The following is a 20,257-nucleotide window of genomic DNA, read 5'->3' as shown; positions in this document are numbered from 1 at the left end:
TACTTTTATAAATTGGGTTAAAGGTTATTTATAACCCTTGGCAGACATATTTCATCTCCATATAGTCTTCAATGCCGTGTTCAGAGCCCTCACGACCTAAACCTGATTGTTTAATACCACCAAATGGTGCAACTTCATTGGAAATTAAACCGGTGTTAATCCCCACCATGCCGTATTCTAAATTTTCAGCAACACGCCAAATACGTTGTGGATTTCCACTATAAAAATAAGCAGCTAAGCCATAAATGGTGTTATTAGCTAAATGCACCACTTCATCTTCATTTTCAAAAATAACTAAAGGTGCAACAGGGCCAAATATTTCTTCTTCAAGGATATGGCTATCAGCGGGAACATTGCCAACAACGGTTGGTTGGAAGAAGTTCTCACCTGCTTTATCATTATCCCCACCACAAAGCAGTGTTGCACCGCGTTTTAATGTATCAGCAAGCAATGATTGTGATTTCTCAACAGCTTTACGGTTAATAAGAGGTCCAATAGTGACACCTTCTTCAAAACCATTCCCCACTTTGAGCTTTTTAACGGCGGCAACAAAACGTTCGCTAAATTGTTGATAAATATCTTTATGAATATAAAAACGGTTAGCGCAAACACAGGTTTGTCCTGCATTACGGAATTTAGCCCCGATAGCACCTTCAACCGCTTTATCAATATCGGCATCGTTAAACACGATAAATGGTGCATTGCCACCTAATTCTAAAGAGACTTTTTTTACGCTATCTGAACACTGACGCATTAATAAACGTCCAACACCCGTAGAGCCTGTGAAACTTAATTTGCGAACACGGTTGTCAGAGGTAAAGACTTCGCCAATTTTAATGGCATCTCCGGTTACAATATTAATAACACCAGCGGGAATACCGGCTTGAGCCGCTAATTCAGCTAAAGCCAATGCGGTATAAGGTGTTTCATTGGCAGGTTTAATCACCATAGTACAACCTGCCGCTAATGCAGGAGCTGCTTTACGGGTGATCATAGCAGCCGGGAAGTTCCAAGGTGTAATAGCAGCGCAAACACCGATACCTTGTTTAATCACCATCAAGCGTTTATCAGCAGAAGGTGAGGGAATAATTTCACCGTTGGTTCTCTTACCTTGTTCTGCAAACCATTCAATAAAAGAGGCTGCATAAGCAATTTCACCTTCAGCTTCAGCAACAGGTTTACCTTGCTCAAATGTCATTAATTCAGCAAGTTTTCTTTTATTTTCAGTGATTAATCTAAACCAATTTTGCAATAATGCTCCGCGCTGATGTGCTGTGAGTGCACGCCATTTGGGTAATGCTTTTTGTGCAGCATCAACAGCCATTATTGCTTCTTGTGTTGCCATATTGGGTACAGTACCAAGTAAAATACCCGTGGCAGGATCGACAACATCAACAGTTTCGTTATTTTTAGCATTACACCAAAGACCATCAATATAGCCTTGTTCGCGGAAATAGGGATTCGTCGTTATCTTCACTTAATACCTCTCTGAACACATATATATTGATATTTATAAGGCTAGGCAGTTTTGTGCCTGTTTATAATTATATGCCTGTGTTGCGATGTTGTGAAAATAAGTATGACAAATGCCAATAAAAAAGCGTCAAAAAGACGATAAATAAGGTCAATTGCTTATGTTTTTAATGAATAATTCCCATTACTCAAGACTCAAGGTTTACGCTGTACCTTACCACTGTTATTCTTGGATCTAACTTTCATAAAAAACAGGTATTTTTCATGTCAAAACCATCATTTGATTCTATCGAATCACAGGCAAGTTACGGTATTGGTCTGCAAGTCGGTCAACAACTGACTGAATCAGGTCTTCAAGGATTAGAGCCCGCAGCACTGTTAGCTGGCTTGACCGATGCATTAGAAGGTAATGCGCCTTCTGTACCTGTTGAAACATTACACAATGCCTTACGTACTATGCACGAGCGTGCTGAAGCTGTTCGTCAAGAACGCCAAGCAGAGCTGGCTGATGCTGGTAAAGTCTTCTTAGAAGAAAATGTGAAAAATGAGGGCGTTCAAGTTACAGAATCTGGCTTACAGTACAAAGTACTGACTGCCGGTGAAGGCGCAATTCCAGCGCGAACAGATCATGTTCGTGTTCACTACACTGGTCGTTTAATTGATGGCACTGTGTTTGATAGCTCTGTTCAACGTGGCCAACCAGCCGAATTCCCAGTAAATGGCGTTATCGCAGGCTGGATTGAAGCATTAACATTAATGCCAGTAGGTTCAAAATGGGAATTATATATTCCTTACCAATTAGCTTATGGCGAACGTGGAGCTGGTGCGGCTATTCCTCCATTCGCAACATTAGTATTTGAAGTAGAATTATTAGAAATTTTATAATTTCTTATTCTGCGGTAAATCAGAGTAAAAAATAGCCGGTTTTGCCGGCTATTTTCGTCTCTGTACTAAAATAAAGAGACAGTAGGGTAATTAATTTTTATAAGAGAAGTTATCTGCTTATAGAAATAAGAGAGGTGCATTATGTTAGAACAAGTCAGCAAATTAGCTCGCCAAGCAGGTACGGCGATAATGCAGATCTATCAGCAATCAGAGCCTATCCAAGTACAGGAAAAAAGTGATAATTCACCTGTTACAGAGGCTGATTTGGCTGCTCACCAAGTTATCAAACAAGGACTTGCTTCTATTGCTCCAGATATACCTCAATTATCTGAAGAAGATCCCCCTGAATGGGAAGTTCGTCGTCATTGGGATCGTTATTGGCTGATTGACCCTCTAGATGGAACTAAAGAATTTATCAGTAAGAATGGTGAGTTTACGGTAAATATCGCTTTAATTGAAAAGGGTATTCCTGTTTTAGGGGTTGTTTATGCTCCTGTTCAAAATGTGTTATATGCAGCAGCAAATAAACAGGCGTGGAAAGAAGCGTGTGGGCAACGATTGCCTATTCATGCAAGTCGTGCGGAGCCACCCGTGATTGTGATTAGTCGTTCTCATCAAGATGATGAATTAAAAGAATACCTCTCACAACTTGGCGCACATCAAACCGTTGCTGTTGGTTCATCTTTGAAGTTTTGTTTAGTCGCTGAAGGTAAAGCACAGCTTTATCCTCGCTTTGGGCCTACACATACATGGGATACCGCGGCAGGTCATGCTATTGCGATTGCGGCGGGCGCACATGTCACGGATTGGAAAGGAGTAACGCTAGATTATTCCCCAAAAGAGTCGCTGATAAACCCAGGATTTAGAGTTTCTATCTTTTAGTACCACTTTACAAAATCGGAGCCCTTTGTTTTATAAGGGCTCTGACACAGGAATTATTCTTTAATTAAATCGTTGATAAGATTGATTGCAGTCGTGATTTCTGCACCACTTAATACACCTTCTTTGACGAAACGAACTTTGCCTTGTTTATCTAAAACAACAATAGCTGAACTCTCTTTTTCTAATCCCCAGCCTTTTAATGCTACACCATCAGCATCAACAATAAATTGTGACCAAGGAAATTCTTTTTTACTGTCTTCAACACTGCCACGAACAAATGGGCCTGTACCAAACACAGCATCATCAGTATTAATAATTGTTGTAGTTTGATAACTGCTATGTGGGAATTTAGCCAGTTTTACGGCTTCAATAAACGGCGCATTCATCTCCTTAGCTTTGCTACGTCCTGCTATATGCTGAACAGTACGTACTTTTCCACTGAGCAGACCACTATTCCAATTTTGGTAGCTAAACTTATCTTTGGTTGTGTCATAAAGTAGCTCACCTTTGTCATTGATTGTGACAGCGGGAAGTACTGTATTTTCAGTGATGTTATGTGCAAATGCCCATGTGGATGTGCTGAGTAAAAGAGCAGCTAAGGTTATTTTGTGCATAGCCATGATCCTATTATTGAAATCGACATTAGATTCTATTTAAGCATAGAAGCTAATGAAGAATAATACCTCATCATTGATACATTTATTTAACATTGAGTGGGTAAAATAACGCACAGGCTATCTTTATTTATATTCTTTACTGTCAATAAATGTAAAAACAGATAAGAAAATCAAATAAGTTGAACCTAGTACTTATAATTAGGTCTTTAAATTTGATATACAAAGATAAGTCTTTATGACTTATTAAACTCAACAACGAGCATGGGAGACTAACTGAAAGATGAAAATCTTCAATCGCTATAACCCTGAAAAAATTGCTCTCTACGTTAAGACATTATTTCGTGGACGGTTTTACATCAAAGGAATGGGTGCATTTGAATTCGATTACGGTAAAATTTTATTACCTAAAATAAGAGATAAGCTACATTTTAATGTCATGAGTGAAGTGAACCAGCAGGTCGTTTTACTGAAAGCAGAAATGGGCTAACTTTTATCTGATAGATAACTGAGTCTTTCTCGTAAATATCTTCGATAAGACTCAGTTATTAATTTCGGCTTGTTACTTGTTAGCTTACCGTTTTATTCTCATTTGTCTTGATATCGACTTCTGTTGTTGTCTGTATAACAGGAACATGTTCTTGTAAAATCGGCTTAACAGGTGGAATATCATCTACTTTTGTTACAAGTAATTGATCTATTTTGTAATTATCAATATCGACAACTTCAAATTTGTATCCTGAAAACTTCACATAATCAGTGCGTTTGGGAATTTTACGTAAGCGATACATCATAAAACCTGCGATGGTTTCATAGTTACTTGAATCTGGGAAATCGTCGATATCAAGTGCACGCATTACATCATCAATTGGTGTACCACCTTCAACTAACCATGAGTGCTCATCACGACTCACAATTTGCTCTTCTTGCCCCGGTCCAATTAAATCGCCCATTAAAGTTGTCATCACATCATTTAGTGTAATAACACCCATCACCATAGCGTATTCATTAAGGATGATGGCAAAGTCTTCACCGGATGTTTTAAAGCTTTCCAACATATCTGAAAGCGTTAATGTATCAGGAATAATCAGAGCCTTACGGATATGAACACCTTCATTGAGATTTAAGCTTTGCCCGTTAATAACGCGATTAAGTAACTCTTTAGAATCAACATAACCAATAATATGGTCGATATCACCTTCGCAAACGAGAAACTTAGAGTGAGGTTGAGTGGCAATTTTTTCTTTGATGTCGCTTTCAGTTTCTTCACGATCAAAATAGACCACATCTTCTCGAGGAGTCATTGCTGATGGTACGGTACGTGACTCTAATTCAAAAACATTCTCTATCAGCTCATGCTCTTGTTTACGTAAAACCCCAGCAACAGCACCAGCTTCTACGATGGCAAAAATATCATCAGAAGTAATATCTTCATTTCTTACCATTGGGATTTTAAATAATTTGAAGATGAGATCTGCCATACCATTAAATAACCAAACCAGAGGGCGGAAAAAGGCAAGGCAGAAACGCATTGGGTTCACAATTCTTAATGCGATAGCTTCAGGTTTTATCATACCAATGCGTTTTGGCGTTAAGTCAGCCAATAAAATAAACATGGATGTGACAATAATAAAAGAACAAATAGATCCAAGCTGTTGCGCTAATGGCTCTTCAAAAAATTGGAGATAAAAGCTTTTTAACGAAGGAGAGAATGCAGATTCACCAACAATACCCGCTAGGATAGCGACGGCATTTAATCCAATTTGTACAACGGTAAAAAACATGCCTGGCATTTCTTGCATTTTTAATACACGCGCGGCGTTAATATTACCCTCATCAACAAGTTGTTTGAGTTTAATTCGACGAGAAGCAGCAAGAGAGATTTCAGACAGCGAAAAAAAAGCGCTGATAGCACAAAGCAAAAGCACAATGAGTAAACTATTAAGCATATAAGGCTCACACCACCCCAAGTATTTAATCCAAAGGGGAATACTAGAGTGTTAAAAATAGAAGATAAATCAATATATTGTGATGAAATTATTCACAAAGATAGATAAGAGGGCGTAATTATATCATCGCCCTGCTATTTTCTGCTAGTTTTACTTTTCAGGGGGATAGCAGATGCCTATTCCACCTAATCCACAGTAACCTTGTGGGTTTTTATGTAAATATTGCTGGTGGTAATCTTCAGCAAAATAGAAAGGACCCACAGGCTGAATTTCAGTCGTGATTGCTTCAGTAGCACCTTGAGTATTCATTGCTTGTTGATAACGTTTTTTTGACTCAATAGCTTGAGCATATTGCTCTTCATTAACAGTGTAAATGGCAGAACGGTATTGGCTGCCAATATCATTACCTTGGCGCATCCCTTGTGATGGATTGTGATTTTCCCAAAAAAGAGCCAAAAGTTGTGAATAGCTAATCACTGAGGGATCAAAAACAATTCTTACCACTTCACTATGGCCTGTTAAACCTTGGCAAACTTGTTGGTAAGTTGGGTTTTCTGTTACACCACCACTATAACCTGCACTCGTTGAATAAACGCCCTGTTGTTGCCAAAACAGACGTTCAACTCCCCAAAAACAGCCCATCGCAAAATAAGCAATGTCCATATTGGTTGGAATATCATTAATAGAATGCCCATTTACAGCATGATTAGCAGATATTTCTAATGGTATCGAAGTACCCCTTAAGGCATTCTCTGGTTGGTAAGCTTTATGTTGCAAGGTAGACTCCAATTTTTATATTTGTAAACGCTTTACTATGGTAAAGGCTTAATATTGTTATAAACTAAATCTACAATAAAGCTTAAAACAGTTTGTCGTCAATTTATCACATGGATTAAATAATATTGAGGAGAAAACGTGCCGAGATACTCCGTTATCTACGTTCTCTGTCTGTCTTTTATCGCGCCTGTTGTTTATGGGGCAAATTTGCGTTTAAAAGTAGAAGGTTTAGAAGGGCAGCTCGAAAAAAATGCGCGAGTCCAGCTATCAAACATTACAACAGAAGAAGTTGCACCTGACGGGCGTTTTCGTGCGCGTGTTGAAAAAGCAATTCAAGAAGGACTTCGCCCTTTAGGTTATTATCAGCCCAAAGTGACATTTTCTTATGAAGAAAATACACCGCCTGCACGATCTGTATTAACCGCTAAAGTTGAACTGGGTATTCCTATTTTACTGAAAGGCGTTGATGTAGTTCTTGAAGGTGGTGCTAAAACAGATAGCCAATATGCAAAAGTCATTAAAGAAAATACGCCTCCTCTTGATAGTGTTTTAAACCATGCAGATTACGAGAAACTCAAAGGTTCATTAACAGGGCTTGCAATTCGCCGTGGTTATTTTGATGCAGAAATGCAAAAAAGCCAGTTGGGTGTCTCTTTAGATAATCATGCTTCATATTGGGATTTTGTTTTTGATAGTGGGGAACGCTATCGTTTTGGAAAAGTGAATTATACGGGCTCCCAAATCCGTGAAGACTATTTACAAAATATTGTTCCTTTTAAAGAGGGGCAATATTACGCCTCAGAAGATCTGGCTGAATTTAATCGCCGTTTAGCAGCAACTGGGTGGTTTAATTCTGCGGTTGTGACGCCTGATATTGCTAAAGCGCGCGCTGATGGTACTCACCTGTTACCGATGAGTGCTGTTGTAACACCTCGCTCTCGCAACTATGTTGAGCTTGGTGGGGGCTATGCTACTGATGTGGGCCCTCGTCTTAATATGCAGTGGGATAAGCCTTGGATGAACTCACGAGGACACAGCTTAACCTCTAATATCAGTGTTTCTCAGCCTGAACAGTCTATTGGTGCCAACTATAAAATTCCTCTGAAGGTCAATCCATTAGAGCAATACTATGGAGTTCAGGGCGGTTTTAAACGTACCGATCTGAATGACACCCGCTCTGATACCACAACGCTAAATGTGTCTCGTAACTGGGATATGTCAACAGGTTGGCAATACAGTGTGAATACACGTTGGAGCCTCAGCCACTTTACCCAAGGTGAAGTTACGAATACCACTATGTTGCTTTATCCGGGGGTTACAGCAAGTCGAGTTCGTCAACGAGGCGGTATGATGCCTTCTTGGGGGGATAGCCAACGTTATACATTAGACTACTCCAATAAAATATGGGGCTCTGATGTCGAGTTTGCTGCATTTCAAGCGCAACATGTTTGGATACGTACACCATGGGATGGACACCGTTTTGTGGTAAGAGGTAACTTTGGTTGGATTGAAACCAACGCGTTTGAGCAAGTACCGCCTGAATTACGTTTCTTTGCTGGTGGTGATAGAAGTGTCCGTGGTTTTAAATATCAAAGTATTTCACCAGAAGATAGTAAAGGTAATTTAACGGGGGCATCAAGAATGCTTGTGGGATCGTTAGAATATCAATATAACATCACGGGTAACTGGTGGAGTGCTGTCTTTATTGATAGTGGTGAAGCAGTTAATGATTTTACGCGCAGTGATTTTAAAACAGGTGCGGGTGCAGGTGTTCGTTGGGCATCCCCAGTTGGTCCAATTAAATTTGATTTAGCTTTACCTGTGAGTGACGTTGATAAACGTAGACTCCAGTTTTATATCGGGTTAGGAGCAGAGTTATGATAAAAAAGTGGTTGAAATGGATTGCGCTAACACTCCTTATCATTATTTTGCTTACATTCGGTGCTGTCGCTTGGATTTTGGGAACACAATCGGGATTGCATTTTGCTATTAATAGCGCAGCTCGTTGGGTTCCTGGCTTAGTTATCAAAGATGTTAGTGGTGGCTGGCAAGACCTGCGTTTAACGGGTGTTGAATATCAAATGCCTGGAGTTGACGTGAACGTGGGTGAATTATCATTAGGATTACGTTTAGCGTGCTTGACGGATAAACAAGTTTGTGTCGATACATTAGGCACACGAGATGTTGTTGTTAATGTTGATACTAGCGCTTTCCCTCCTTCTGAAGAAACACCTCCATCAGAGCCTCTAACAGAGCTTAATGCGCCATTACCTATCTATTTAAATTCACTCTCATTAGAAAATACGCATGTGAAGATTGACGATATGGCAATCTCGTTAGGCGAATTTAAAACTGGTGCGCAGTGGGAAGGTCGCCAAGTTACATTAAATCCAACACTTATTAATGATTTGCTGGTGGCATTACCAAAGACACCAGAAGAAGGGAGTGTTGAAGCAACGGCTCAAGATGTAAAAGAAATCGCAACTGCAAAACCTCAAACTGAGCCCACAACACAAGAAGAAAAAGAACAGGCGTTAGCCGAGACAATTAAAGCGATTTTTGCTAAACCATTATTAGCCGAATTACCTGAAATTATTATTCCCGTTGATATTAATATTGAAGGAATTGAAGGTAAGCAATTACAGGTTAGTGGTGATACACCTGTTACGATTAACCAATTATTGTTTGTAGCAAAGACTCAAGGTAAGCAGGTTAATCTCACTAAATTAAATATTGATGCACCAGAAGGTGAAGTGAGTTTAAATGGGGGAATTACCCTAGATAAACAGTGGCCTGTTAATTTAGATGTGAATGCGACTGTCCGTGATGTCGCAGGGCTTGAAGATTTTAAAGATCAAAAAGCGACGCTTTCTTTACAAGGAGCATTACTGGAAGAGCTTAAATTAGCACTTTCTTTAACAGGAACAGTTACAGCAACTTTGGATGCTCAAGCTGAACTGGCAAAACCACACCTTCCTTTAAAACTGACTCTTGAAAGCCAAAAAGTTCGTTGGCCATTAACAGGCGATATACAGTATCAACTTAACGATACTCGATTACGCTTAAATGGTCAGACAGATAACTATGATCTCTCATTACGTTCTGATATTGAAGGTCAGGAGATCCCGCCCGCCAAATTAATGCTGGATGCAAAAGGAAATGAAGAGAAAATAGAGCTGACACGTTTACGTTTAGCTGCCTTGCAAGGTCATGCTGATATTACGGGTGTTGCTGATTGGAGTAAGGCAATTAGCTGGAATGCATTGCTCTCTATTTCAGGAATTAATACGGCAAAACAGTACCCTGATATGCCAGCGAAATTAGATGGACGCATTGCCACAACAGGTAGCCTGTATGGTGGAAGTTGGCAATTACGTGTGCCTGAAATTACCTTAGATGGCAATATCAAAAACAATCTTATCAAAGCGAGAGGTAATGCTTATGGTAATGATTCTGGCCAATGGAATATTCCCCAGTTAAAACTGATCTTGGGTAAAAATAACCTCGATATTGAAGGGCATTTAGGTGATAAATGGGCATTAGATGCCAATATCAACGCTCCAGGATTAAATGGTTTAGTACCTGGATTAGCGGGTGTTATTAAAGGCAAAGTTAATGTTCGGGGTGATATTAATACACCTAAGATTATTGCTGATATCAACGCTCACGGCATTAAATGGCAAGATCAAGTCGGTGTCGAATCCATCACCATCAAAGGTGATGTTCAAGCGGATAAAGAAATTGGTGGTAAACTCGCTATTACTGCTCGTCAGTTAAAACAAGCCGATTTAGTTATTCGCAATTTAACGTTGGATGCTGCTGGTACAGAAAAACAGCATAAACTGACACTAAAAATGGATGGTGAGCCAGTTTCTGGTGGGCTGACATTAGCGGGTTCATTCGATAAAGAAAAACAGCAATGGAAAGGAACGCTAAATAATACGGCATTTGATACTCCAGTGGGTGAATGGCGTTTAAATAAAGCCATGGCGTTGAATTTGTTGGTAGAAAAGCAAGAAGTCACCATTGGCTCTCACTGTTGGGTAAACCCAAATGCACAAGTTTGTGTTCCTAAAGCGATAACTGTGGGTGAAAGCGGATCTGCGGCAATTACATTGACGCGTTTTGATCTTGCTATGATCAAACCTTTCTTACCACCAGAGACTTCTGTCCGAGGTGTATTTACTGGTGATGCCACCGCAACATGGAACTCAAAAGGTGGATTACCGAAAGCATCGGTAAATCTAAAAGGGCAAGGTGTTGCAGTAAAACAAAATATTGAAGGCACTGTTTTACCTATTGATTTTGATGCTATCTCCTTAAACGCAGGCGTTAACAACGGCAAAGCAACATTACAATGGCTGATTAGTATTGCAGGCAATGGTGATATTAAAGGGAATGTGCATGTTGCAGATCTCGAGAAAAAGCGCCAGCTATCAGGTACGGTGGATATTGATAATCTGACATTAGATTTAATCAAACCGTTCTTAGGTAAAGGTGAAATAGCTGAAGGTCGTGTTGGTGCGCAATTACGTTTAGGCGGAAATGCTCAATCACCACTGCTATTTGGTCAATTTGGTATCAATCAATTAAAAGTGGTTGGGCACTGGATCCCGTTTGATATTACGAAAGGGAATGTTGATGTTCAATTTAATGGTGCGACGTCTGATTTAAGCGGTCGAATCGAAACCCCTGAAGGTTACTTAAATCTTACTGGTAATGCCGATTGGCGTAAATTAGATGCATGGCACGCAGTAGTAGCTGCAAATGGCAATAAGCTACGTGTTGCATTACCTCCGATGGTACGTATTGATGTTAATCCTGATTTAGTGTTTGAGGCTCGCCCTGATTTACTAAAACTAGATGGACGTATTGATATTCCTTGGGCACGTATCGTTGTTCAAGACTTACCAGAGTCAGCAGTATCCGCTTCTTCTGATGAAGTGATGCTGGATAAAAACTTGCAGCCGATTGTACCAAAAGAGACATCGATTCCAATTCAAAGTAATTTAGCCATTAATATTGGCGATGATGTGACACTGGACGCATTTGGGCTTAAAGCTAGATTGACGGGAGCGCTTAAAGTCAATCAGAGTAAACAAGGACTAGGTTTAAACGGTCAGATAGATATTCCAAAAGGCGAATTCAAAGCTTATGGGCAAGATCTGCAAGTTCGTAAGGGACAAATCTTGTTCTCAGGGCCAGTTGATCAACCTTACTTAAATATTGAAGCTATTCGTAATCCTGAAAATACGGCAAATAATGTGATTGCTGGTGTTCGGGTGACAGGGCTTGCAGATAAACCTAAAGTTGAAATTTTCTCTGAACCCGCTTTTACACAGCAAGAAGCGTTATCCTACTTGCTAAGAGGTGAAGGGTTAGATAAAAGTGGTGATGCGGATTCATCACAAATGACGGCAATGCTGATAGGATTAGGTGTTGGTCAAAGTGGTCAGCTTGTAGGACGTATTGGTGAAACCTTTGGTGTTTCTGATTTAGCGCTTGATACACAAGGTGTAGGGGATAACTCACAAGTTGTGGTCAGCGGTAAGATCACAAACGATCTACAAGTGAAGTATGGAGTGGGTATATTTGATTCGCTAGCGACGTTAACTTTACGTTATCGCTTGATGCCCAGGTTGTATTTACAAGCAGTGTCTGGTATGAATCAGGCAATAGATCTGCTTTATCAATTTGAGTTTTAAATTATATGCGAATTATTGTTTATGGTAGTTTACGGCAAAACCAAGGTAACCATCACTGGATGACCTATGCACAGCTTTTAGGTGAGCATAAGTTAGTGGGATATAAACTCTATGATTTAGGGTTTTATCCTGCAGTTATTGAAGGTGAAGGGGAGATAGAGTGCGAAGTCTATCGAATAACGCCTTCTATCTTGACAGAGCTCGATGAATTGAAAAAGAACGATCAGGATTACAAGCGCCAACTGATTTCAACGCCTTATGGTAGTGCTTGGATCTATCTTTATCAAAAGCCTGTTGATGGTTTACGTGAAATAAAATGCGGTGACTGGCTAAAACGTCACGAAGAAGAGTAATCGGTTAAATTTACCTCTTACTGAAAGGTGTCTGAAAACGGCTTGATAGTGATATCGAGCCGTTTTTATATGAGAAATAACTAAATGTTTATTTTTCACAGATATAAGAGAGGCGTGCTTCTTTATATAAATTAAGTCGCATTCGTCTCGCTTTATCTATTTCATTTTCAGCCAATAATGGTCTAATTTTTTTCTGATAAACTTGAATACTTGTTTCACCTGTATGGTGTTGATATCCCACTTCATGGCTACGCCATTTTTTATTAATAATTACTTCTTGAATATAAAAAGGATCTGAATTATTTCGGATTTCATTGTCTAATTTGATCCGTAATTCTTTTTTTATTTGTTGATAATCAGGATGGTGACTGAGGTTTTGGGTTTCACCTCGATCATTAACCATATCGTAGAGTTCTTCTTCTTCATCTTCTTTGTAAATAATATATTTAAAGTTTTCTGTTCTTAACATTCTAGCTGGTTGGACATCGACATTTCGGTCAGTATTCCAGTGACAAATGACACTATTTCTCCATTCTTTCACTGTCTTTCCGGTTAATAATGGGTACAGAGAGCGACCATAAATATTTTTAGGGTAATCAATTCCGATATAATCACAGAGAGTGGGTAATAAATCACAAAGGGATGTTAATTCATGTTTTAAAGCGCCAGATTGAATACCCGGGCCTGAAAATGCAAAAGGCACATTTGTCGATTCTTCATAAAACCAATTCATTTTAGCGACTAATCGATGTGCTCCCATTGCATCACCATGGTCAGAGAAGAAGACAATAAGCGTATCTTCCCAATACCCACTCTCTTTTAATGCATTGATAACTTGTCCTATATAACTATCTACCAATTCAGTAAAATAGTAATAGGCTTTGAGATATTGCTGGAAATTTCTCTCATTCCATTTCCCTGATTGCATAACTCTGTTATGTGTACAGCAAGCGTATTGAATAGCTTTAGGTCTATTTTTAAGGTCATCGGCAGTGTCAAAGTTATCAAGTAAAGGTGGCAATTGTCCGATATTTTCGATGTCACCATGCTCACCCGCAAAATTTCCTGTCCATCCATTTATATTGTGTGGATTATTAAATTCAACGGCTAATAAAAATGGCTTTTTTTCCTCTCTTTTGGGGAGTGAATTGATATATTTCAGGCTTTCTTCTAAACAATACACATCTTCTTTCGTATCATAATCAACAGGAAAGGCGGGGTGAGCATTAAATTCTTTTTCTATTTGAGGTGCACAATCAAATCCTTCTAATGAGCCATAATCATGCTGTTTTCCAAAATGTTTACACTCATATCCCACTTGTGAAAACAACGTTCCTAATGTGGACATTGTTTCTGGTATGTTTGGACTGTCATTGGAAATAATGCCTGTCTGGTGTGGTAATTTTCCAGTCCAAAAACAAGCCCTTGAAGGAGCACATAAGGGATAAGCACAATACGCATTATGGAAACTTGTTCCCGTATTTAAAATCGAGTCGATAACGGGAGTTTTTACCTCTTTGTTGCCATAAGCAGAGATACCTCGCTTTGCTAATTGGTCTGCGGTAATAATTAAAATATTCTTAGGGTTTTTAGGTGTATTTAATGGGGTTATATACTCTTTTGTTGATGAGGATAATGCAGACAGTGGTGAAACCAGTGATAATCCTGTCGCACCCACGGCAGCACCCTTTAACAAATCTCGACGTGTTATAGACATTTTAACCTCTCTTATTCATTAGATATGGTAGTAACATAGATTAAAAAATCTTCAATTTCTTTTGAATTGATCACATGAAACCAATCGAAGGTGTTTTTGAAAGTATGCGAAAGTTAATATTTGTGATTTAAAGAGGGTAATTTATCTATGATGAACAAAAGAGAACATAAGATGTGAGAACAAGTAGGGAAGAAAGTGGATTTTAATTTATTAAATTTAAAGGCACACTTTTTAACTGAAAATAGGGAGCTAAAAGATGAAGAAATAAAAGGCAAATAAACCTAATACTAGGGTGTTATTTGCCTTGTAATATCTTGATTTACTAAAGGATTATTTTTTAGCGCGTTCGAAAGAAGACAGAATTTCAGCTTTAGCGGCTTCTACGCCTTCCCAACCGTCAACTTTAACCCATTTGCCAGCTTCTAAATCTTTGTAGTGTTCAAAGAAATGTTTGATCTGTGCTTTTAACAGTTCTGGCAGATCGTTCACATCTTTAATGTGATCGTATTCTTTGCTCAGTTTAGTGTGTGGTACTGCAACTAGTTTCGCATCTTCACCTGATTCGTCAGTCATTTTCAGTACGCCAACAGGGCGGCAACGGATAACTGAACCTGGTTGTAATGGATATGGAGTTGGAACCAGAACGTCTACTGGGTCACCATCTAAAGATAACGTGTTGTTGATGTAACCGTAGTTGCATGGGTAGAACATTGCAGTTGACATAAAACGGTCAACAAACAGTGCGCCACTTTCTTTATCAACTTCGTATTTGATAGGATCAGCATTTGCTGGGATTTCAATAACAACATAGATATCTTCTGGTAGTTCTTTACCAGCAGGAACATGATTCAGGCTCATAAAAAATTTCCTATAAAAAAATTAATTTTACGTGGCCTGTAGTATAGCGAAAAGTTTTTAACAATACCCGTTTTTTGCCGAACATGTTGAGTTCTGACGTAAAAATAAGCAGTAAATAAAAGGAAGCACTATTTTCAAAGATGAAAAAACCGGACGAATAAGAAGTCCGGTTTATCTATGTTAGTGCCAAACGAATGGATTATTCTTCGTCTGGATATTGCGCCATAAAGCTTTCAGCTTGTTCAACCATCGATTTAGTGCCTACGAAGAAAGGCATACGTTGGTGAAGTTCTGTTGGTTCGATATCTAGAATACGCTCTTTACCGTTACTTGCTTTACCGCCAGCTTGTTCGGCTAAGAACGCCATTGGATTGCATTCATAGAGTAAACGTAATTTACCAGTAGGGTGACTTGCAGTACTTGGATAAATATAAATCCCCCCCTTCAGTAAGTTGCGGTGAAAATCAGCAACTAAAGAACCAATATAGCGTGTGGTATAAGGGCGATTTGTTGCTGCGTCTTGTTCTTGGCAATACTTAATATATTTTTTTACGCCTAATGGGAATTTGATGTAGTTACCTTCATTGATTGAGTACATATTTCCTGTTGGTGGAAAATGTACGCTTTCATGAGATAAACAGAATACACCTAAAGATGGATCGTAAGTAAAGGCATGAACACCACAACCTGTTGTATAAACTAACATGGTTGATGAGCCATAAACAACATAGCCTGCTGCTACTTGACGATGACCTGGTTGTAAGAAGTCATCTAAAGTGACAGATTGACCAATTGGTGTAATACGGTGGTAAATAGAGAAAATTGTTCCGACGGAAACGTTTACATCAATATTCGACGAACCGTCTAAAGGATCCATTAGTACAACATACTTAGCATTTTCAGCACGATCACCTTCAAAGATAACAATATCATCTTCTTCTTCTGATCCGATACCCGCAACTTCACCACGCGCTTTTAATGCAGCTTTTAGTTTCTCATTCGCGTAAAGATCCAGTTTCATCTGGGCTTCACCTTGAACATTAGAAACACCGTTAGTACCAAGAATATCGACTAACCCAGCTTTGTTAATATCACGGTGGATAATTTTAGCCCCAAGCTTAATTGCTGAAAGCAATGCAGTAAGTTCACCAGTTGCATGGGGAAAATCTTGTTGTTTCTCGACGATAAATTCGCCTAATGTTTTCATGACGCAGGTCCTGAATGTGAGTGGGTAAAGTAAAAAAGGAGAGAAAATCTCCTTGGTGGTGGCAAGTTTAGCCAAAGAATCGGATGATTCAAAGGTTAATCCGTTTCTTATCTGCTTTTTGATCGTTAGAATAGTGACCAACTTCATGCTATTGGACAGAAATTCATGCACATTCATATTCTTGGTATTTGTGGCACCTTTATGGGAAGTCTTGCCATTCTCGCTAGAGCAAAGGGACATAAAGTCACAGGCTCAGACGCTAATGTCTATCCACCCATGAGTACTTTATTAGAAAATCAGGGAATTGAACTGATTGAGGGATATGACCCAAAACAATTAGAACCTGCCCCTGACATGGTGATTATTGGTAATGCGATGACACGAGGAAATCCTTGTGTTGAAGCTGTACTTGAAAAAGGTTTGCCTTATACCTCTGGCCCTCAGTGGTTACATGATTATATTTTACCTGAACGCTGGGTGTTAGCCGTTGCCGGAACTCATGGCAAGACAACAACAGCGGGTATGCTGGCTTGGGTTTTAGAAGACTGTGGTTATAAACCGGGATTTTTAATTGGTGGTGTACCGGGTAACTTCCAAGTATCTGCACAGTTAGGTGAAAGCCCTTTCTTTGTGATTGAAGCAGATGAATATGACAGTGCTTTTTTTGATAAACGCTCTAAATTTGTTCATTACTCTCCACGCACATTGATTTTAAATAATCTTGAATTCGATCACGCTGATATTTTTGATGATTTAGCGGCAATTCAAAAACAATTTCATCATTTAGTTCGTATCGTCCCGGGTACTGGAAAAATCATCATGCCTGATAACGATATGAATTTAAAACAGACCATTGGAATGGGATGTTGGAGTGAACAAGAATTCACAGGTGAAACTGGAGATTGGCAAGCTAAAAAACTCAGTAATGACAGTAGTCATTTTGAGGTATTCCACAAAGGTGAGCGAGTCGGAGAGGTGTGTTGGGGACTTTCTGGTGAACACAACATGCAAAATGGCTTAATGGCGATTGTTGCAGCGCACCACGTTGGTGTTTTACCTGCGGATGCTTGTGAATCATTAGATAAATTTATTAATGCGCGTCGTCGCTTAGAGTTACGTGGTGAAGTTAATCAAGTCAGTGTTTATGATGACTTTGCACATCATCCCACAGCGATTTTGGCAACGCTTGAAGCGTTACGCAGTAAAGTCGGTGGAACAGCTCGTATTATTGCAGTGCTAGAGCCTCGTTCAAATACCATGAAAATGGGAATTAGCAAGGATGATATCGCACCTGCATTAGGCCGTGCTGATGAAGTCTTTTTATTCCAGCCACCTAATATTCAATGGTTAGTAAGTGATATCGCAGAGCATTGTGTGCAACCTGCTCGCTGGAGTACAGATCTGGATACATTAGTCGATATGATTGCGAAAGAAGCTCAAGCGGGCGATCATATTTTGATTATGAGCAATGGTGGTTTTGGGGGTATTCATGGAAAACTGCTCGCAAAATTAGCACAGCCTAAAGATTCTGATAGTCAGTATTAAAAATAAATAAGCCACTGAATTTTCAGTGGCTTATTTTTTGAAGCTGTAGAAAGGCTAATTATAATTCTTGATCAAAAAGATTCAGAATAGCGTCTCGTAATTCTTCCGTAGAAAATCCCGGTGCCGGTGTTGAAAAAATAGTGTCATCACCTGCAATACTGCCAAGGATACCTTCTGCTTTGCCTAATGAGTCTAATAAACGTGCAATAAGTTGTGCCGCACCTGGACTCGTTCTTATCACCACAACAGAATGGTTATGATCGATATCGAGTACCAGATTTTTTAATGGGCTGCTTGCTGTTGGTACGCCAAGCTCAGTAGGAAGGCAATAGACCATTTCCATTTTGGCGTTACGGGTTCTTACTGCACCAAATTTTGTTAGCATACGAGAGATTTTGGACTGATTAATATTATCAAATCCAGCCTCTTGTAATGCAGTCACAATCTCGCCTTGTGAACTGAATTTTTCTTCTTTCAGCAGGGCTTTAAACGCTTTAACCAAGTCTTCTTGCTTAGAAGGAACGCGCATAGTTCACCTTTAGTGAGTTATCAATAACCTGTGTATTATGCAGAGAAGTGAATTTTTATGCAACATAAGACGAAGAAATGCGAGTGATAGCCTCCTCAAAATTGTAAAGTAGAATGTACTGCAAAAAAATTTTATTTACAGCACGTGAATGTGATAGCTTAAAGAAAGTAAAGTATTTGTTAAATAAATGATAAGCTTAAATGATTATCATAAGGATGATGGTGTACTTAACACTTTGCCATATTTATTGAAATTATTTATCAAAAGGGTGTCCACTATCTCATTAACAGATAAGCAATTTGTTTAGAATAACCAAAGTATTATTTTTCACTAAAAATGCCTTATTATGCAATGTTGCTGTTAAATAATTGTTTTTTTAAAAAGTGAATTGCGTAATAGTGAGTATCTCGAAGGCGTTCCACTATCTCGTAAACTAAGGAGTATCAGAATGAAAGTAGCAGTTCTCGGTGCAGCAGGTGGTATTGGTCAGGCACTGGCACTTCTTCTTAAAAATCAGCTTCCAGCTGGTAGTGAACTCTCTTTATATGATATCGCTCCCGTCACACCGGGTGTCGCAGCTGACTTAAGTCATATCCCAACTCAAGTTACTGTAAAAGGTTTTGCGGGTGAAGATCCTTCTCCTGCGCTAAAAGGCGCTGACGTTGTTCTGATTTCTGCGGGCGTTGCTCGTAAACCAGGCATGGATCGTTCAGATCTTTTCAATGTTAACGCAGGTATCGTGCGTAACTTAATTGAAAAGGTTGCACAAAATTGTCCGAAAGCACTTATCGGTATCATTACTAACCCAGTGAATACAACCGTCGCTATCGCAGCAGAAGTGCTTAAAAAAGCAGGCGTTTACGATAAAAAACGTCTTTTCGGTATCACCACTCTCGACATTATTCGCGCCAATACCTTTGTTGCTGAACTAAAAGGTAAAGATCCACAAAAAACTAACGTTCCTGTGATTGGTGGACACTCTGGTGTGACTATTCTTCCTCTATTATCTCAAGTTGACGGCGTTTCATTTACTGATGACGAAGTTGCAGCACTGACTAAACGCATTCAAAACGCAGGTACTGAGGTTGTTGAAGCAAAAGCAGGTGGTGGATCCGCAACATTATCTATGGGCCAAGCTGCCGCTCGTTTTGGTCTTTCATTAATTCGCGCTCTAAATGGCGAGAAAAATGTTATTGAATGCACCTATACAGAAGGCGACGGAGAATATGCCCGTTTCTTTGCCCAACCTATTCTTTTAGGTAAAAACGGTGTAGAGGAATATTTATCTATTGGTAAATTAAGTGATTTTGAAAAGCAATCTCTTAATGGCATGTTAGATGTATTGAAAAAAGATATAATTCTTGGTGAAGAATTTATTAATAAATAAAGAAATACTTTTTTTTCTATAAAAATAATGCAAATTTAAATAAAAACCGCTGATACTATATCAGCGGTTTTTTTTATTAATTATAATATCTGTAATTATTAGTTAATTATTAGTTTTGGTACGAATCTTTCGTTCAAGTAATTCTCCTGTTTCAGGATGAAAATAACGGCTAGGCCAAATTTCACTAGGAGCTACACCAAGATAATCAGCAATGATTTTCTCTCCTTTAGGCCAAGGGCGTGACAGCGCATTAGCGAGTGTTGAAGAGCTTAACCCTGCTTGGCGAGAGATGGCAGCAAGTGTTGTTCCTCGTTTTCTAAGTGCGGCAATAATATCGGCAGGATGCCAATCAGATTTCCTTGAAATCATTTTTAAT

The 20,257-nt window shown here is 39.1% G+C and carries 17 protein-coding genes; 8 read left to right on the top strand and 9 right to left on the bottom strand.

The window, feature by feature from the left end; genetic code table 11:
* Positions 1–28: 28 nt before the first annotated feature.
* The gene (locus tag GWJ01_RS02005; RefSeq protein ID WP_109394697.1) at positions 29–1,477 is read right to left on the bottom strand and encodes an NAD-dependent succinate-semialdehyde dehydrogenase; all 1,449 of its coding nucleotides are present in this window, start codon (positions 1,475–1,477) and stop codon (positions 29–31) included.
* 260 nt (positions 1,478–1,737) lie between these two features.
* Here GWJ01_RS02005 and GWJ01_RS02000 point away from each other — a divergent pair, with 260 nt between their 5' ends.
* Both GWJ01_RS02000 and cysQ read left to right on the top strand, forming a co-directional pair.
* Complete coding sequence (locus GWJ01_RS02000; protein WP_006535733.1) at positions 1,738–2,358, top strand: peptidylprolyl isomerase; 621 nt, start codon at positions 1,738–1,740, stop codon at positions 2,356–2,358.
* A gap of 141 nt (positions 2,359–2,499) precedes the next feature.
* The gene (gene cysQ / locus GWJ01_RS01995; RefSeq protein ID WP_075672801.1) at positions 2,500–3,240 is read left to right on the top strand and encodes a 3'(2'),5'-bisphosphate nucleotidase CysQ; all 741 of its coding nucleotides are present in this window, start codon (positions 2,500–2,502) and stop codon (positions 3,238–3,240) included.
* Positions 3,241–3,293: 53 nt separating this feature from the next.
* Here the strand turns inward: cysQ and GWJ01_RS01990 are convergent, their stop codons facing one another.
* On the bottom strand, positions 3,294–3,854 hold the full coding sequence (locus GWJ01_RS01990) for a YtfJ family protein (RefSeq protein WP_109394691.1): 561 nt from the start codon (positions 3,852–3,854) through the stop codon (positions 3,294–3,296).
* A gap of 283 nt (positions 3,855–4,137) precedes the next feature.
* On the opposite strand from GWJ01_RS01990, the gene GWJ01_RS01985 reads away from it, so the two are divergent.
* Positions 4,138–4,344, top strand: a complete 207-nt coding sequence (locus GWJ01_RS01985; RefSeq protein WP_006535730.1) for a DUF1107 domain-containing protein — start codon at positions 4,138–4,140, stop codon at positions 4,342–4,344.
* A gap of 79 nt (positions 4,345–4,423) precedes the next feature.
* On the opposite strand, the gene GWJ01_RS01980 is transcribed toward GWJ01_RS01985, so the two are convergent.
* Positions 4,424–5,803: a hemolysin family protein gene (locus GWJ01_RS01980; protein ID WP_109394689.1), complete on the bottom strand. Its 1,380-nt coding sequence runs from the start codon at positions 5,801–5,803 to the stop codon at positions 4,424–4,426.
* 150 nt (positions 5,804–5,953) lie between these two features.
* Positions 5,954–6,580: a peptide-methionine (S)-S-oxide reductase MsrA gene (gene msrA, locus GWJ01_RS01975; RefSeq protein WP_193528592.1), complete on the bottom strand. Its 627-nt coding sequence runs from the start codon at positions 6,578–6,580 to the stop codon at positions 5,954–5,956.
* Positions 6,581–6,718: 138 nt separating this feature from the next.
* Here msrA and tamA point away from each other — a divergent pair, with 138 nt between their 5' ends.
* From tamA to GWJ01_RS01960, 3 genes are read left to right on the top strand one after another with little or no spacing between them, the layout of a single operon-like run.
* The gene (gene tamA / locus GWJ01_RS01970) at positions 6,719–8,461 is read left to right on the top strand and encodes an autotransporter assembly complex protein TamA (protein ID WP_109401978.1); all 1,743 of its coding nucleotides are present in this window, start codon (positions 6,719–6,721) and stop codon (positions 8,459–8,461) included.
* On the top strand, positions 8,458–12,285 hold the full coding sequence (gene tamB, locus GWJ01_RS01965) for an autotransporter assembly complex protein TamB (RefSeq protein WP_202611067.1): 3,828 nt from the start codon (positions 8,458–8,460) through the stop codon (positions 12,283–12,285). The genes tamA and tamB overlap by 4 nt, the downstream gene beginning before the upstream one ends.
* Before the next feature lie 5 nt (positions 12,286–12,290).
* Entirely contained in the window at positions 12,291–12,638 is a 348-nt protein-coding gene (locus tag GWJ01_RS01960; RefSeq protein ID WP_023583593.1) for a gamma-glutamylcyclotransferase family protein, read from the top strand.
* 88 nt (positions 12,639–12,726) lie between these two features.
* Here the strand turns inward: GWJ01_RS01960 and GWJ01_RS01955 are convergent, their stop codons facing one another.
* The 3 genes from GWJ01_RS01955 to fbp form a co-directional block, all read right to left on the bottom strand.
* Entirely contained in the window at positions 12,727–14,355 is a 1,629-nt protein-coding gene (locus GWJ01_RS01955) for a sulfatase family protein (RefSeq protein WP_109394683.1), read from the bottom strand.
* A gap of 330 nt (positions 14,356–14,685) precedes the next feature.
* A complete protein-coding gene (gene ppa / locus GWJ01_RS01950; RefSeq protein ID WP_098941362.1) occupies positions 14,686–15,213 on the bottom strand; it encodes an inorganic diphosphatase in 528 nt (175 codons plus the stop codon).
* 199 nt (positions 15,214–15,412) lie between these two features.
* Positions 15,413–16,420: a class 1 fructose-bisphosphatase gene (gene fbp / locus GWJ01_RS01945; protein WP_109394679.1), complete on the bottom strand. Its 1,008-nt coding sequence runs from the start codon at positions 16,418–16,420 to the stop codon at positions 15,413–15,415.
* Between the two features lie 165 nt (positions 16,421–16,585).
* Here fbp and mpl point away from each other — a divergent pair, with 165 nt between their 5' ends.
* On the top strand, positions 16,586–17,965 hold the full coding sequence (gene mpl / locus GWJ01_RS01940; protein ID WP_161710632.1) for a UDP-N-acetylmuramate:L-alanyl-gamma-D-glutamyl-meso-diaminopimelate ligase: 1,380 nt from the start codon (positions 16,586–16,588) through the stop codon (positions 17,963–17,965).
* A gap of 58 nt (positions 17,966–18,023) precedes the next feature.
* Here mpl and argR read toward each other — a convergent pair whose 3' ends face one another.
* A complete protein-coding gene (argR, locus tag GWJ01_RS01935; protein WP_006535714.1) occupies positions 18,024–18,494 on the bottom strand; it encodes a transcriptional regulator ArgR in 471 nt (156 codons plus the stop codon).
* A 448-nt stretch (positions 18,495–18,942) separates the two neighbouring features.
* On the opposite strand from argR, the gene mdh reads away from it, so the two are divergent.
* Positions 18,943–19,881: a malate dehydrogenase gene (gene mdh / locus GWJ01_RS01930; protein ID WP_088493988.1), complete on the top strand. Its 939-nt coding sequence runs from the start codon at positions 18,943–18,945 to the stop codon at positions 19,879–19,881.
* A 102-nt stretch (positions 19,882–19,983) separates the two neighbouring features.
* On the opposite strand, the gene GWJ01_RS01925 is transcribed toward mdh, so the two are convergent.
* Positions 19,984–20,250 (bottom strand): helix-turn-helix domain-containing protein, encoded by a 267-nt coding sequence (locus tag GWJ01_RS01925; protein WP_075672811.1) that lies wholly within the window; start codon positions 20,248–20,250, stop codon positions 19,984–19,986.
* Positions 20,251–20,257 lie beyond the last annotated feature (7 nt).

Origin of the sequence: Proteus sp. G2618 (genome assembly GCF_009915995.1) — a bacterium.
Classification (GTDB): domain Bacteria; phylum Pseudomonadota; class Gammaproteobacteria; order Enterobacterales; family Enterobacteriaceae; genus Proteus; species Proteus terrae.
Note: the sequence above shows the minus strand (reverse complement) of the source record. Positions and strands in the feature narration are given on the sequence as shown.

Coding starts and splice junctions, on each gene's coding strand:
- GWJ01_RS02000 (WP_006535733.1), top strand. CDS start 1,738: ATGTCAAAACCATCATTTGATTCTATCGAATCACAGGCAAGTTACGGT.
- cysQ (WP_075672801.1), top strand. CDS start 2,500: ATGTTAGAACAAGTCAGCAAATTAGCTCGCCAAGCAGGTACGGCGATA.
- GWJ01_RS01990 (WP_109394691.1), bottom strand. CDS start 3,854: ATGCACAAAATAACCTTAGCTGCTCTTTTACTCAGCACATCCACATGG.
- GWJ01_RS01985 (WP_006535730.1), top strand. CDS start 4,138: ATGAAAATCTTCAATCGCTATAACCCTGAAAAAATTGCTCTCTACGTT.
- GWJ01_RS01980 (WP_109394689.1), bottom strand. CDS start 5,803: ATGCTTAATAGTTTACTCATTGTGCTTTTGCTTTGTGCTATCAGCGCT.
- tamB (WP_202611067.1), top strand. CDS start 8,458: ATGATAAAAAAGTGGTTGAAATGGATTGCGCTAACACTCCTTATCATT.
- GWJ01_RS01960 (WP_023583593.1), top strand. CDS start 12,291: ATGCGAATTATTGTTTATGGTAGTTTACGGCAAAACCAAGGTAACCAT.
- GWJ01_RS01955 (WP_109394683.1), bottom strand. CDS start 14,355: ATGTCTATAACACGTCGAGATTTGTTAAAGGGTGCTGCCGTGGGTGCG.
- ppa (WP_098941362.1), bottom strand. CDS start 15,213: ATGAGCCTGAATCATGTTCCTGCTGGTAAAGAACTACCAGAAGATATC.
- fbp (WP_109394679.1), bottom strand. CDS start 16,420: ATGAAAACATTAGGCGAATTTATCGTCGAGAAACAACAAGATTTTCCC.
- mpl (WP_161710632.1), top strand. CDS start 16,586: ATGCACATTCATATTCTTGGTATTTGTGGCACCTTTATGGGAAGTCTT.
- argR (WP_006535714.1), bottom strand. CDS start 18,494: ATGCGCGTTCCTTCTAAGCAAGAAGACTTGGTTAAAGCGTTTAAAGCC.
- mdh (WP_088493988.1), top strand. CDS start 18,943: ATGAAAGTAGCAGTTCTCGGTGCAGCAGGTGGTATTGGTCAGGCACTG.
- GWJ01_RS01925 (WP_075672811.1), bottom strand. CDS start 20,250: ATGATTTCAAGGAAATCTGATTGGCATCCTGCCGATATTATTGCCGCA.